This window comes from Magnetospirillum sulfuroxidans (genome assembly GCF_018224925.1).
Classification (GTDB): Bacteria; Pseudomonadota; Alphaproteobacteria; order Rhodospirillales; family Magnetospirillaceae; genus Magnetospirillum; species Magnetospirillum sulfuroxidans.
Genome location: NZ_JAGTUF010000009.1, coordinates 109,995 through 123,831 on the forward strand (window position 1 = coordinate 109,995; position 13,837 = coordinate 123,831).

At 62.5% G+C, this 13,837-nt stretch carries 11 protein-coding genes; 7 read left to right on the forward strand and 4 right to left on the reverse strand.

From position 1 onward, the window contains the following. Positions 1 to 71: 71 nt before the first annotated feature. The 7 genes from KEC16_RS20130 to KEC16_RS11190 all read left to right on the forward strand — a co-directional run bounded on the left by KEC16_RS20130 (position 72) and on the right by KEC16_RS11190 (position 8,019). Positions 72 to 2,339 carry a right-handed parallel beta-helix repeat-containing protein gene (locus tag KEC16_RS20130; RefSeq protein ID WP_211548852.1) on the forward strand — a complete coding sequence of 756 codons (2,268 nt, stop codon included), beginning with the start codon at positions 72 to 74 and terminating at the stop codon, positions 2,337 to 2,339. Between the two features lie 129 nt (positions 2,340 to 2,468). Beyond that, positions 2,469 to 3,011: a hypothetical protein gene (locus tag KEC16_RS11165; protein WP_211548854.1), complete on the forward strand. Its 543-nt coding sequence runs from the start codon at positions 2,469 to 2,471 to the stop codon at positions 3,009 to 3,011. Positions 3,012 to 3,292: 281 nt separating this feature from the next. Continuing rightward, the gene (gene radC, locus KEC16_RS11170) at positions 3,293 to 4,003 is read left to right on the forward strand and encodes a RadC family protein (protein ID WP_211548856.1); all 711 of its coding nucleotides are present in this window, start codon (positions 3,293 to 3,295) and stop codon (positions 4,001 to 4,003) included. Continuing rightward, complete coding sequence (locus tag KEC16_RS11175) at positions 4,000 to 5,097, forward strand: ParA family protein (protein WP_211548858.1); 1,098 nt, start codon at positions 4,000 to 4,002, stop codon at positions 5,095 to 5,097. Before radC ends, KEC16_RS11175 begins: the two co-directional genes overlap by 4 nt. A 227-nt stretch (positions 5,098 to 5,324) precedes the next feature. Beyond that, the gene (gene metC, locus KEC16_RS11180) at positions 5,325 to 6,494 is read left to right on the forward strand and encodes a cystathionine beta-lyase (RefSeq protein WP_211548860.1); all 1,170 of its coding nucleotides are present in this window, start codon (positions 5,325 to 5,327) and stop codon (positions 6,492 to 6,494) included. A gap of 2 nt (positions 6,495 to 6,496) precedes the next feature. After that, positions 6,497 to 7,078, forward strand: a complete 582-nt coding sequence (locus KEC16_RS11185) for a DUF1007 family protein (RefSeq protein WP_211548862.1) — start codon at positions 6,497 to 6,499, stop codon at positions 7,076 to 7,078. A 65-nt stretch (positions 7,079 to 7,143) separates the two neighbouring features. After that, positions 7,144 to 8,019, forward strand: coding sequence for a nickel/cobalt transporter (locus KEC16_RS11190; protein ID WP_211548864.1), 876 nt, complete (start codon positions 7,144 to 7,146; stop codon positions 8,017 to 8,019). On the opposite strand, the gene KEC16_RS11195 is transcribed toward KEC16_RS11190, so the two are convergent. From KEC16_RS11195 to KEC16_RS11210, 4 genes are read right to left on the reverse strand one after another with little or no spacing between them, the layout of a single operon-like run. After that, positions 7,930 to 9,387, reverse strand: a complete 1,458-nt coding sequence (locus KEC16_RS11195; RefSeq protein WP_211548866.1) for a hypothetical protein — start codon at positions 9,385 to 9,387, stop codon at positions 7,930 to 7,932. The genes KEC16_RS11190 and KEC16_RS11195 overlap by 90 nt on opposite strands. Further along, positions 9,384 to 10,763 (reverse strand): cysteine--tRNA ligase, encoded by a 1,380-nt coding sequence (gene cysS, locus KEC16_RS11200; protein ID WP_211548867.1) that lies wholly within the window; start codon positions 10,761 to 10,763, stop codon positions 9,384 to 9,386. Before cysS ends, KEC16_RS11195 begins: the two co-directional genes overlap by 4 nt. Positions 10,764 to 10,776: 13 nt before the next feature. Continuing rightward, positions 10,777 to 12,117 carry a glutamate--tRNA ligase gene (gene gltX / locus KEC16_RS11205; RefSeq protein WP_211548869.1) on the reverse strand — a complete coding sequence of 447 codons (1,341 nt, stop codon included), beginning with the start codon at positions 12,115 to 12,117 and terminating at the stop codon, positions 10,777 to 10,779. Further along, positions 12,114 to 13,772: an NAD+ synthase gene (locus KEC16_RS11210; RefSeq protein ID WP_211548871.1), complete on the reverse strand. Its 1,659-nt coding sequence runs from the start codon at positions 13,770 to 13,772 to the stop codon at positions 12,114 to 12,116. Before KEC16_RS11210 ends, gltX begins: the two co-directional genes overlap by 4 nt. Between the last annotated feature and the right edge of the window lie 65 nt (positions 13,773 to 13,837).

The window sequence follows — 13,837 nt, forward strand, 5'->3', positions numbered from 1 at the left end:
GAATACCGCATCGGCGGTTTGGGCGTTGTTCTGGGGCAATCGGCTTGAAAAAGAAAACCACGCGACCGAGCGTGACGGCGAGACAAGCCTTATGTCTGGCCGCCACCGCCCTTTCCTCTTTGCCGCTGTCCCCTGTGCGAGCAGAGCAACCAAAGTGGGGCGCATCGGTCGATAGCGGGATCAAGGCCAGCGAAAATCGCCGTATCGGCGAGCTTGACCTGTTCCTGCCGGTGGCTCAGGACGACCGTAATCTGCTGTTCTTGGACCTCAGAACCAACTTTGACAATCTGAGCCAGCGGGAAGGCAATTTCGGCCTGGGCTATCGCGCCATGCAAGATGATGGCTGGAACCTGGGCATCTATGGCTTCTTTGATCGCCGCCGGTCGTCGGAAAATCACTATTTCAGCCAGATCACCACCGGCATCGAAGCATTGGGGCCGGATTTCGACGCCCGCATCAATGCCTATATCCCCATCGGCAACAAAAGCCATGAGGTCGAGAACAGTACGCAGGTGGACCTGTCGGGCGGGACCATCCAAATCCTCTCCGGCATGGAGCGGGTCTATCACGGCGGTGATGCCGAATTGGGCTGGCGGGTGCCGATCTTCGCCGCCGACCGCAACGCCGAAATGCGAATCTATGGCGGTGGTTATTGGTTCGACGCCGAATCCAGTGAATCCGTGGCCGGTCCCCGCGCCCGCCTGGAATTCCGCCTGTACGACCCGATCGAAGCCCTACCCGGATCACGCGTCACCTTCAGCGGCGAACTTCAGCGCGACGATGCCCGTGGCACCCAGCATTTCTTCGGTCTGAAACTGCGCATTCCGTTACAGGCGGAAACCACGGCGCGGCGATTGTCGCCGCAAGAGCGCCGCATGACCGACCCGCTGGTTCGCGACGTCGATATCGTCACCCAAAGCGCCACCATCAGCGAAGCGGCGACCTTGGGTGGCCAGACGCTTTCCGGTGTCACCACCATCACCGACGGGGCGACGGCCCAAGCCGCCATCAATGCCGCCGGCGCCGGCAAGCTGATCGTCTTGAACGGCACCACCACCGTGTCCTCACAACTGACCTTGGGTCAGGGACAGACTCTCAGCAGCGGCGGCAGCGTCATCACCTTGACCGGTTCCAGCAGCGGCAAATCGGTCAGTTTTTCCGTTCCCGGCAGCAGCGGCACCCTGACCGGATCGTTGGCCGGCACCTCGGTGCTGGCCTTGTCCTCGAACAGCACGCTGTCGGGACTGATCGTGGAAAACACCAATACCGCCGACGACAGCAATGCCGTCTCCGCCGTCGGCATCAGCGGGGCCAGCATCATCGGGGCGACCTTGACCAGCGCCAAAGGGGCGGCTCTGCGGATCGAGAACAGCTCGTCCATGACCGTCAACAAGAACACCTTACGGGCAAGCGGATTGTCGTCGTCCGCCCTATCGGTCGACAACGCCGACGACAGCACCTTTTCCAACAACACGATCAGTGCCACCGGCTGGCACGGAACCGCCTTTTCGCTGCTCAACAGTTCCGGCCTGAACGTCACCGGCAATACTGTTTCCGCCTCGGGGGCCGGGGCGACGGCGTTGCGCATGGACCAAAGCGCGGGCACCGTCAGCGGCAACACCATCTCGACCACCGGCGACGGCGACGGCACCACCAACGCTTACGCCCTGTGGATCACCCAGGGCGGCGGCAGCACCGTCAGCAACAACACCGTCTCCGGCAGCGGCCAGTACGGCACCGCCCTTTACGTCGACAACAGCGCCGCCATCACCGTCAGCGGCAACACCCTGACCGCCAGCGGCTATGCCGGCCGGGGGATTCAGCTCTACAACAGCGCCGGCTCGACCATCGCCAACAACACCGTCACCACCAATGACACCACCACGGGAACCGGCTTCTACACCTCGGCCACCGGTCTGTTCATGGAAAACAGCGCCAACACCAAGATCACCGACAACACCATCGTCACCAAAGGGGAAGCCGCCGGCATGAACCTGCGCTCCTCCAACAACCTGACGGTGAGCGGCAACAAAATCACCACCATCGCCAACCAAGCCATCGGCATGGTGCTGACCGGCTCGGCCGATGGGACGATCACGGGCAACACGATCTCGACAACGGGAACGTCGTCCCACGGTATCCAGCTTTTCCTCAACGCCAACAATGCCCTGGTCGAAAACAACACGGTCACCGTCAGTGGATCCAGTGCCAATCTCGTCTATGTCAGCAACGGCAATGACATCCGCATCATCAACAACAAGCTGACCGGTGCCGGCAACAGCGGCGTCACGTCAACAGGCTCGATCAGCAACCTGACGGTGAGCGGCAATACACCATAGCAACCAGGAACTCCCTTATAGCCGTTCGTCAGCCTTTTCTGGCATAATGCGACAAGGACTGGACGCGCCCATCGCCCTTGCGTTACATTCTGCGAATAATTCGCAATTAGGCCGGAAAGGAACCCGACCATGTTCACCGATAACACACTGACGCCGAAAGAGGCCGTACGGTTGTGCGCGTTGGGCATGATCGCGCGTCAATCCACCCGCTATTCCGAATTGGCCGGCTCCGTCCGTCATTTCATCAGCCGGGTGGCCGGGCCACAGATCGACCTGATGGGCATGTCCATCGAATTGCTGCGCTACGAAGGTCTGGTCGAAGCCATCGGCGGCGAAGGCATGGAAGACGATGCCCAACTGACCATCACCGAAGCTGGCAGCCGTGAATTGCACACCCTGCTGACCGCCCGGCTGCGCCCCGGAACCGACCTGTCCAAGCTGATCATCGCCTTGAAGATGCGCTTCCTTGATCTGCTCGACGTCAAGGAACAGCAGGCCCAGGCCGATTTGCTGCTGGAAATGGTCGAAAGCGAACTGGCCCGTCTGCTGGATTTGCGCGGCGCCTTTGCCGGCGATGGCGATGGCTGTCATCTGATCGATTGGCTTGATCACGACATCGAAACGCTGGAAACCCGATTGTCCTGGCTGGAAGCCTTCCGCACCCGTCTTTGAGCTGCTTATGATGTAGTTCAAACGAGGCACCCCACCACCAAAAAGCGTGGATGACGAGGGCTTGCGGCGAAGAATCCTTGGGATGATTAAGGATTGCACTCACTCCCCAGACAAAGAGTCTTTTGTATAGGGAGGGGGCTATGTCTCCCCACATTTCCGTTTCAGTCCGCACCTATGGTGGCTTCGCCCGCTTCCTGGCCAAACCCAAGACCGCATGACCATTCTTGGCCGGACGGCGCCGTCTCTGGACGTGCCCTCCGCTCTTGCCTATAGTACCGATCATGTCCGACGACATCCCCGGATTGGAAGATTCCGCCGTCCCGCAACCGCATCATGCCGGTCATCGCGAACGCTTGCGCGAACGCTTTCTGGCCGAACCCGGCGCTCTGCCCGATTACGAGATTCTGGAATTGCTGCTGGCCAGCGTCATCCCGCGCAAGGATACCAAGCCGCTGGCCAAGGCGCTGATCACCGAATTCAAAACCTTCGCCGACGTCCTGGCCGCCCCGGCCCAGGTGTTGGAAAGTTTTCACGGTGTTTCCGCCGCCACCGCCGCCTATCTGAAGGTGGTCGAACATGCCGCCACCCGCATGGCCCGTTTGCAGGTGATTGACCGGCCGGTGATCAGCAAATGGGAACAATTGCTTGATTACTGCACCATTGCCATGGGCCGGCTGCCGACCGAACAGTTCCGCCTGCTGTTTCTTGATCGCAAGAACGTGCTGATCGCCGACGAGCTGCAAAGCCAGGGTACCGTCGACCACACCCCGCTTTACCCGCGTGAAGTGGTCAAGCGCGCCCTGGACCTCAACGCCAGCGCCATCATCATGGTCCACAACCATCCCAGCGGCGACCCGGCGCCGTCGCGCGCCGATATCGACATGACCCGACAGGTACAGACCGCCCTAAAGGGCGTCGGCATCTCGGTGCATGATCACCTGGTCATCGGTCGCAAGGGCCATGTCAGCTTTAAAAGCCAAGGGCTGATATGATCGAGCCCCGGCCAAAGGCCATCTATCCGCCCATCATCGCCGTGTTCAACCACAAGGGCGGCGTCGCCAAGACCACCACATCGGGCAATCTGGCCACCTGTCTGGCGGCTTTCGGCTATCGGGTGGTGCTGGCCGATCTTGACGCCCAGGGCAACGCCACCGGCAGTTTCGGCATTTTGCCGCTGCCGCCCATCGGCGCCATGGATGTCATCACCGGCCGGGTCCGGCTGGAAGATGCGCTGATTCCCACCCAGTTTCCCGGCCTGTCGCTACTGCCGGCAACCACGCAGTTGCGCACCGCCGAGATGGAATTGGCCGCGCATGAGCGATCGCACCAAGCCCTGCGGGAAGCCTTCGCCAGCCAAAATATCGGCAGCCACGCCCATATCGTCATCATTGACTGCCCGCCCTCGCTGGGCACCATCACCGGCAACGCCCTAAGCGCCGCCGCCGCCGTGTTGATTCCGGCCCGCGCCGACCCTTATTCGCACGAGGGGCTGGTCAACACCTGGCATGAAATCAAACGCCTGCGCCAAGGCGCCAATGCGTCGTTGACGGTGGCCGGGATCTTGTTGACCATGACCGGCGAGGATGCCGCCGGCGACGACGTCGCCCGCTCCATGCGGGCTGAATTCGGCGATCAGGTTTACGGCGTTTCCATCGAAAGCGATGCCAAGGTTACCGAAGCGGCGCAATTGGGGGTGCCGGTGGCGGTGCTTGATCCCGATGGCGGCGCCGGCCACAATTACCTGCAAGCCACCGCCGAATTGATCTTGCGGCTGCGTCGTCATGCCCGCCACGACATTTCCACCCTGGCCGAACCCTTGTCCATGGTCGATGCGCAAAACACCCTGCGTGATTGGCGCGCCCGCCTGCCGGGGTTGCAGCGCCGCGCCAACGACGCCCCGGCCTGGACCGCCGTGCAAGCGGCCAACCCCGATAGCGACGAGGATCCCGGCCCGTCTCCGCTTAATGCGCCGCCACCACCGCCTCGAGCGGGATTTGGCTGGGGCGCGATGGTGCTGGCGGTGATCCTGGGCGCCATGCTGGGGGCGATGACGGTATTTTTATATAATTCCATCGCCGGACATTGACCGGCACCGATTTCTTCCCCATCTTTGACGGCAAGGGAGATTCCCTCGGATCACAGGAGCTGCCGATGCGTCGTCGCCAAGCTATTGCCAAAGCCCAGCAACAGGTGGATTTGCGCCCTCTGGCCGTGACCTTCCTGTTCGTCATCGCCGCCTTCATCCTGACATCGCTGTAAGGGCCGACGGATGGACGGCGGTTTTCGCCTGACCTTGCCGCCCTTCCGGATGCCATGAAAAAAGACAGCCTGATCGTTCACGCCGGCCGCCACCCCGAACAGCATTTCGGTGCGGTCAACCCCCCGGTCTATCACGCCTCGACCATCTTGCACCCATCGGTCGCCGCCATGGAATCCAGCGGCAAGAAGCCGTTCGAGGGCGTGCGCTATGGCCGCTTTGGCACGCCCACCACCCATGCCTTCGAAGAAGCGCTGGCCGCGGTTGAAGGCGGCCATAAGACTGTCGCCACCTCGTCCGGTCTGGCGGCAATCACCGGGGCGTTGTTGGCTTATCTGAAAGCCGGCGACCACCTGTTGATGGTCGACACCACCTATTTCCCCACCCGCAAATTCTGCGATTCGGTCCTGACCGGATTGGGCATCGAAACCACCTATTACGATCCGCTGATCGGCGCCGGCCTCAAGCAGTTGCTGCGCCCCAATACGCGGGTGGTGTTCACCGAATCCCCCGGCTCGCTGACCTTCGAGGTTCAAGATATTCCGGCCATCGCCGCCATCGCTCACGCTCACGGCGCCGTGGTGATGATGGACAATACCTGGGGGGTGCTGAGCTTCCAGCCCTTCGCCCATGGCATCGATGTCTCCGTCCAGGCCTGCACCAAATACATCGTCGGCCATGCCGACGCCATGCTGGGGGCCATCACCCTGGCGGATGAGGATTCGTGGTTGAAGGTCAAATCCTCGGTCGCCGCCTTCGGCCATTCACCCGGCGCCGAGGAATTGTATCTGGGACTGCGCGGCCTGCGCACCCTGGCCGTGCGGCTGAAACGCCATGGTGAAACCGCGTTGACGCTGTGCCGCTGGCTGCACGCGCGGCCGGAAATCGAGCGCGTGCTTTATCCCGCCTTGCCCGACGATCCGGGCCATGCCCTCTGGAAACGTGATTTCACCGGCGCCTGCGGCCTGTTCGGAGTGATCTTGAAGCCGCACGCCAAGGCGGCGATCGAGGCCATGTTGGACGGCTATTCCCATTTCGGCCTGGGCTTTTCCTGGGGCGGGTTTGAAAGTCTGGTCATCCCCACCTATGGCCATTCCGTCATCCGCACCGCCAGTGCCTGGGACAATGCCGCCTGTAGCCTGCGTTACCATGCCGGGCTGGAAGATGCCGAGGACTTGATCCACGATCTGGAAGCCGGTTTCGCCCGTCTGAAAGCCGCATCCTGATCATGCGGGCGGCGCTTTTCGCCCTGGCCTTGTTGCTGGTGCCCGTCGCCGCCCGCGCCCATCCCCACGTTCTGATCGATTCACATCTGGTTTTTTTGTTCGAGGCCGGAAAAATCGTCGGCCTGCAAATGGGCTGGAAATTCGATCCGGTCTATTCCGGCAGCCTGGTTCAAGATTTCGACGCCGACAAGAACGGCGCGTTATCGCCGACTGAAATCGCCAGCATCGAAAAAGACGCCTTTCAAGATACCCGTCAGTTCCAATATTTCACCTTCGCCGATATCGACGGCCACAAGGTGCAATGGCCGGTGGCCAGCGACTTCAAGGTCTTGGTGCACAAGGACGCGCTGCTCTACGCTTTTCGTCTGACCCTGCCGCACCCGGTGGATCCGCGACAGCAAAAGTTCAAGGTCTCCACCTACGAGGAAAGCTTCTACATCGATATCGACATCCCCAACGCGGCGGCGGTCAAACTGATTGGCGAAGGTTCGCAAGGCTGCCGGGCTGAAATCGGCGAAGACAAAAGCAATCCATTGCTGGGCGGCATCGCCTTTCCCAAAAAAGTGGATATCCGTTGCGACTGAGCCTGTCGGCCTGTATGGATAGCGTTATAGTATAACACTCGCTTTTGCCGAGACGAAAGGCGACCATGAGCCTGATCCCCCCGCCCGCCCCCACCGGTTTCGAGCTGCCAGAGCCTTTACGGTCGCTGGCCGAATGGGCCTTTACCCTGCAACGGGGCTTGAACGGCGAGATGCGCCAGCAACTGGCGCTGATGGCCGATGGGGTGGCGTGGCGTCCCGTGCTGACCATCCTCCTCGCCGCTTTTCTCTATGGCATCTTTCACGCCATCGGCCCCGGTCACGGCAAGGTAGTGATCGGTTCGTGGTTCGCCACCCACCGCGCCCGCGTCGTCCACGGCCTTGCCGCCTGCGGTCTGTCCGCCGCGATCCAGGGGATTTCGGCGGTGGCCGTCGTGCTGTTGCTGGCCGGCGTTTTGTCGCTGGCCCCGCGCGACGTCATGGCCCAGGCGGCATGGCTGGAAGCGGGGTCCTATGCCTTGATCACCGTCATGGGCGCATGGATGCTGGTTCAAGCCCTGCGTGGCCGCCATGCCTGCGGCCATGATCATTCCGACCATTCCCCCTGCGATCACCCTCTTCACCATCATCATCACCACGACGACGCGGGCGAGCGCCGCACCTTGTGGGCGATGGCGGCGGCGGTGGGCTTCCGCCCCTGTTCCGGCGCCATCTTGGTGCTGCTGTTCACCCTGGCCAACGGCTTGTTATGGGTGGGCATCGCCGCCACCATGGCCATGGCCTTGGGCGTCGCCCTCACCGTTTCGGGGATCGGTCTGTCGGCCTTGGGGCTCAATCGCTTGCTGGAAAGCCGGTTCGGCGACTCGGCCGTCGGCGGGTGGCTGCGGCGGGCCTTAGCCGTGGCCGGTGCCGGAGCGATCCTGCTTTTGGGCTTGGTTTTGCTTCTCGGGGTAATCCAGCACGGCCCCGCCCTCACCGGCTGAAGCCACGGGGCGTTTGACGGTGAAACGCTGATCCAGCCGGATGGCGGCGATGGACACCGCGAACAAAGCCAGCCAGACGATCCGGCTTTGATAGCGGTCATGCGGGTTGGACAGCGCCCCGCAGACAAAGGCATTGCCCAAAAAGGCGAAAATCACCACCAACAACAGCCCGGTGCTGATGCGGTCGCGCCGTTTCCACGCCACCGCCAGCATGACCAACGCCGCCAGTTGCGCCGCTTGGCCGATGGGCACGTGAATTTGGTTCAGCAACTCGAAATCAATGCCGCCATGGCGTTGCTGCTTGGCATAGCGAAAGGCGCGGAAATCCTCGGGATAACGCCGCAACTGGGTCTTAACGAAATGCCAGCTCATCGGCACCAGATCCTCGCCGGTGCCGATCAGATCCAATTGGGTCAAGGTGTTATGGGCCATGGCCTTGGCCACGTCGGCGGGAAAAGTGACGATGGCGCCCTTGACGATGGTCGCCGCCTCGGCTTGCATGCCGTCCCAGCCGCCCAATTGCTGAAACACCGACGGCCCCCACAGGAAGTCATCGGCGGTTTGCGGCAAGGCGTCCTTATACTCGCACAGTTTCAGATCGGCCCCTTGCGGACAGACCTCGTCCAGATATTTTTGCGCCAGCCCGTCTTGAACGAACAAGGCCAGTTGCAGCACTTGGCCCGAGGCGCTGAAATAAGCCTTGCCGGTGGCGAGCCAATGGACCATGGGCACGATGGCGATGCCGAGAAAAACCGCCGGCAGCACCAATCGCAGACGCGGACGCGGCATGCGCAGGCTGAACCGAGAGGTCAACCACATGGCCGCCAGCACCAACACCAGCCCGCAGGCCACCGCCACATGGGTCATGTGGACGCACATGGCAAGGCCAACCACCGGGATCAGCAGCAACCGCCGCCACAACGGCAACGCCGTGCCAAAAGCCAGCACGGCGATCCCCAAGATGGTCAGGCCGGCGAACATGTCAGCCATCACCTGAGCGACAACCCAGGGCAGACCGGTGGCCAGCGACAGCAACACCCCCATGCCCAGATAGACATGGGGCCGATAGCGGGCGATCCACGCCCACACCGCTTCGTGCAGCATCCAGGCCATCAACGCCGCCTGGAACAGCGGAATCACCCACAAGGTGTCAAACGGCCGGGCCAGCGCGGTCACCAGCCCGTAGGTCATGATGCGGAAGATGATCGGCTGCCAGGAAAACGCCATCTCGACGTAATCCTCGCTGTCGTAATAGACCAGCGGATATCCGTTCCAGATGGCCGGCCCCAGCAACAGCAAGGCGACCAGGGCAACGGAGAGAAACCGCCAGCCCCGCCAATGCAGGAATTGGGATGACGCCGCCGTCACGCCCGCTTCCAAGTGGTGCCTTGCGGGCCATCTTCCAAGACGATGCCGTTCTCGGCCAGTTGCTGGCGGATACGGTCGGCCTCGGCAAAGTTCTTGGACTTGCGCGCCTGTAGGCGGGCATCGATCAAGGCGGCGATCTCGGCCTCGTCCAGACCTGCGGCGGCGCCGTCGGCTTGCCACTTGAACCATTCTCGCGGGTCTTGCAGCAACACCCCCAGGGCCTGACCGGCCGCCAGCAGGGCATTGCGGGCGGCGGCCTTGGCGGCGTCATCCTCGGCCTTGTTCAAAGCCCCCAGCAATTCATGCAGATGGGCGATGGCCAGCGGGGTATTGAGGTCGTCTTCCAGCGCCGCCTGCACCGCCGCCGGAATGTCCACCGCCTGCACCGCGACATCGGCACTATTGCGCAAGGCGGTGTACAGCCGGTCCAAGGTGGCGCGGGCCTGCTTCAACCCCTCTGCCGTCCAATCGAACGGCTGATGGTAATGGGTGGACAGCATGCACAGGCGGATAGCCTCACCCGGGGCATTCTCCAGCAATTCACGCACGGTGAAGAAATTGCCCAAGGATTTGGACATTTTCTCGCCTTCGACCATCAGATAGCCGTTATGCAGCCATGTGCGGGCGAAAGGGGCGCCGTTGGCGCATTGGCTTTGGGCGATTTCGTTCTCGTGATGGGGGAAGACCAGATCCTGGCCGCCGCCATGGATGTCGAAGGTCTGGCCCAGATATTCGCCGGCCATGGCGCTGCATTCGATATGCCAGCCCGGACGGCCCCGGCCCCAGGGCGAATCCCAGCCGGGCAAATCGGGAGAAGACGGCTTCCACAGCACGAAATCACCCGGATTTTTTTTATAGGGGGCAATTTCGACACGGGCGCCGGCGATCATCTCGTCCATGGAGCGGCGCGACAACTGGCCGTAATCGGCCATGCTGCCGACCTCGAACAGCACATGGCCCTCGGCCGCGTAAGCGTGTCCCTTGGCCACCAGGACCTCGATCATGGCGATCATCTGGGCGATGTGGGCGGTGGCGCGCGGCTCGATGGTCGGCGGCAGCGCGTTCAGCGCGGCGATATCGTCATGAAACATCTGGGTGGTCCGCGCGGTGATCACCGCGATCGGCTCGCCCGAATCCTTGGCCCGTTGATTGATCTTGTCGTCCACGTCGGTGATGTTGCGGACATAGGTCACCTGCGGATACAGCCGCGACAGCAGCCGGTACAGCACGTCGAAAACGATGACCGGACGGGCATTGCCGATATGGGCGCGATCATAGACGGTGGGGCCGCACACATACATGCCGACATGATCGGGACGCAGCGGCGTGAACGCCTCTTTTTTACGGGTCAGGGTGTTGTACAGAACCAGGGCCACGGCGACCTCTCCCTTACGCGATTTGCCCGGACAGGCGCGCCGACGCCTTGTCCCGGCCGATCAGCGGCAACAGCAATTTCAGCTCGGGGCCGTTTTCGCGCCCGGTCAGCGCCAGCCGCAACGGGTGGAACAATTCGCGCCCCTTGCGGCCGCTCGCCTGCTTGACGGCATTGGTCCACGCCCCCCAGGTGGCGTGATCCCAGGGGCCTTCGGGCAGCACCGCCGCCGCTTGGGCCAAGAAAGCCCCGTCCTCGACGACGGGCGTAATCGGGCCGGCGACCACCGGCCACCACTGGGCGGCATCGCCGATACCGGCCAGATTGGCCTTGACCGCGTCCCAAAACGCTTCGTCCGCCTGTTCCAATCCCAAGGCCGCCAGACGCGGAGCCACTTGAGAAAAAGGCAAGGTGTGCAACAGCTTGGCGTTCAGGTGCGCCAACTCGTTGGGATCGAATTTAGGGGTGGCGCGGCTGAAATGGCCGATATCGAATTCGTCCACCAATTGGTCCAAGCTCGACCGAATTTCGATGGCGTCCGAGGTCCCCAGCTTGGCCAGCAGCGAATTAACCGCCATCGCCTCGATCCCCTGCTCGCGCAGATCGGCCAACGAGCGCGAGCCTAAACGCTTGGACAAGCCGGCCCCCGAAATATCGGTCAACAACGGCAGATGGGCGAAGGCGGGCGGCACCGCCCCCAGCGCTTGGAACAACTGGATTTGCGGGGCCGAATTGGTGACGTGATCTTCGCCACGGATGATGTGGCTGACCTCGAACTCGATGTCATCGACAACGCTGGGCAAGGTGTACAGGTAGGTCCCGTCGCCGCGGATCAGCACCGGATCGGACAGCGAGGTGCAATTGACATGGCTGTCGCCGCGGGTCAAATCGTCCCAGCGAACATCCTTGTGCTCGAGCTTGAAGCGCCAATGGGGTTGGCGGCCCTCGGCTTCGTACTTGGCGCGATCGGCGGCCGACACATGCAGGCCGGAACGGTCATAGACCGGCGGCAGGCCACGGGCCAGCTGGCGCTTGCGTTTGAAATCCAGCTCGTCCGGCGTTTCCCAGCACGCATACAATCGGCCGTCGGCCTTGAGCTTGTCGGCGGCGGCGGCGTATTGATCCAGCCGCTTGGATTGCCAGGCTTTCTTGTCCCAGACAAGGCCCAGCCACGACAGATCGGCGCCGATGGCCTCGGCGAATTCCTCGGTCGAGCGGGCTTGGTCGGTGTCGTCATAGCGCAGCATGAAATAGCCGCCATGCGCCTTGGCGAACAGCCAGTTGATCAAGGCGACGCGGGCGTTGCCCACGTGCAAAAGCCCGGTGGGAGAAGGGGCGAAGCGGACGATGACTGTCATATGGTTTTGGTGAACCCGTTGGTGATGGGATAACGTCGATCCTTGCCGAACGACCGGCCGGTGATCTTGACGCCGGGGGGCGCCTGACGACGCTTATACTCCGCCCGGTCCAGCATGCGCCAGACCCTGCGTACCATCGCTTCGTCATAGCCTTTGCCGACGATGGTCTCGACGCTGTTTTCGTCCTCGATCAGGCACGACAAAATGCCATCCAGGACATCATAGGGCGGCAAGGTATCCTGGTCTTTCTGGTCCGGCTTCAACTCGGCCGAGGGCGGTTTGGTGATGACCCGTTCCGGCATCACCGGACCGTTCGGACCCAACGCGCCGGCCGGCACATGGCCGTTACGCCAGCGGCAAACGGCGAAGACGGCGGTCTTATAGACATCCTTCAACACCGCATAGCCGCCGCACATGTCACCGTACAAAGTGGCATAGCCGGTGCTCATCTCGCTTTTGTTGCCGGTCGACAGCACCATGGGACCGAATTTATTGGACAACGCCATCAAGGTCACGCCGCGTGCCCGCGATTGCAGGTTTTCCTCGGTGATGTCGGCATTGGTGCCGGCGAAATGCGGCGCCAGCATTTGGTCAAAAGCGGCCATGGCCGGACCGATATTGATGGTGTCGAGGCGGCAGCCCAGCATTCGGGCGACGCCTTCGGCATCGTCCAGACTTTCCTGACTGGTGTAAGGCGACGGCATCATCACGCACCACACCTTGTCCGCGCCCAAGGCATCAGCCGCCACCGCCGCCGCCAGGGCCGAATCGATGCCGCCCGACAGCCCCAGCACGACGCCGGGGAAACCGTTTTTGCCGACATAATCGCGCAGGCCCATGACCATGGCCTGATACAGATCCTCGTCCCGTTCGGGCACCGGGGCGATGGGGCCGCTGGCCGTCCACGTGCCGTTTTCCTTGCGCCACTGGGTGGTGACCACCTGCTCGGACCACGCCGGCAGACGGATCAGCACCTCGCCCTTGCCATCTAAGGCAAAGGACGCGCCGTCGAACACCAATTCATCCTGGCCACCCAACTGATTGACATAAATCAGCGGCAGGCCGGTTTCGGCCACGCGGGAACGCGCCCGATCCAGACGCACGCCGACCTTGTCCATCTCGAACGGCGAGCCATTGGGCACCACCAGGATTTCGGCGCCGCATTCGGCCAGGGTCTCGGCCACATCGGCGTACCACATATCCTCGCACACCAGCACGCCCAAGCGCGTGCCACGGAACTGGATGGGGCCGGGCACCGGGCCGGGGGCGAAGACGCGGGCTTCATCGAACACGCCGTAATTGGGCAAGTGATGCTTCAACCGGCTGGCGGCGACGCGACCATGGTCGAGCAAAAGCGCGGCGTTGTGCACCCGTCCCGCCACCCGCCACGGCGCCCCCACCAGCAAAGCCGGACCATTGTCGGCTGTATCGGCGGCCAAGTCCTCCACCGCTTGTTCGACCGCGTCAAGAAAGGCCGCCTTAAGCACCAGATCCTCGGGCGGGTAGCCCGAAACCACCAATTCGGGAAACACCACCAATTGGGCGCCGTCCTCGGCCGCCCGAGCGCGGGCGGCGCGAATACGGGCGACGTTGCCGACGATGTCGCCAACCACCGGATTGATCTGGGCAAAAGCAATGGACAAGGAATCTGACATCGAAGGCGCACCCGTGAAAAACATGGGCCGAGCCTATGGTCCGGTGCCCGCACTGTCAATTCCTG

Bases quoted from the DNA above. Each gene is read 5' to 3' on its own strand.
- KEC16_RS11165 (WP_211548854.1), top strand. From the start codon at position 2,469: ATGTTCACCGATAACACACTGACGCCGAAAGAGGCCGTACGGTTGTGC.
- radC (WP_211548856.1), top strand. From the start codon at position 3,293: ATGTCCGACGACATCCCCGGATTGGAAGATTCCGCCGTCCCGCAACCG.
- KEC16_RS11175 (WP_211548858.1), top strand. From the start codon at position 4,000: ATGATCGAGCCCCGGCCAAAGGCCATCTATCCGCCCATCATCGCCGTG.
- metC (WP_211548860.1), top strand. From the start codon at position 5,325: ATGAAAAAAGACAGCCTGATCGTTCACGCCGGCCGCCACCCCGAACAG.
- KEC16_RS11185 (WP_211548862.1), top strand. From the start codon at position 6,497: ATGCGGGCGGCGCTTTTCGCCCTGGCCTTGTTGCTGGTGCCCGTCGCC.
- KEC16_RS11190 (WP_211548864.1), top strand. From the start codon at position 7,144: ATGAGCCTGATCCCCCCGCCCGCCCCCACCGGTTTCGAGCTGCCAGAG.
- gltX (WP_211548869.1), bottom strand. From the start codon at position 12,117: ATGACAGTCATCGTCCGCTTCGCCCCTTCTCCCACCGGGCTTTTGCAC.
- KEC16_RS11210 (WP_211548871.1), bottom strand. From the start codon at position 13,772: ATGTCAGATTCCTTGTCCATTGCTTTTGCCCAGATCAATCCGGTGGTT.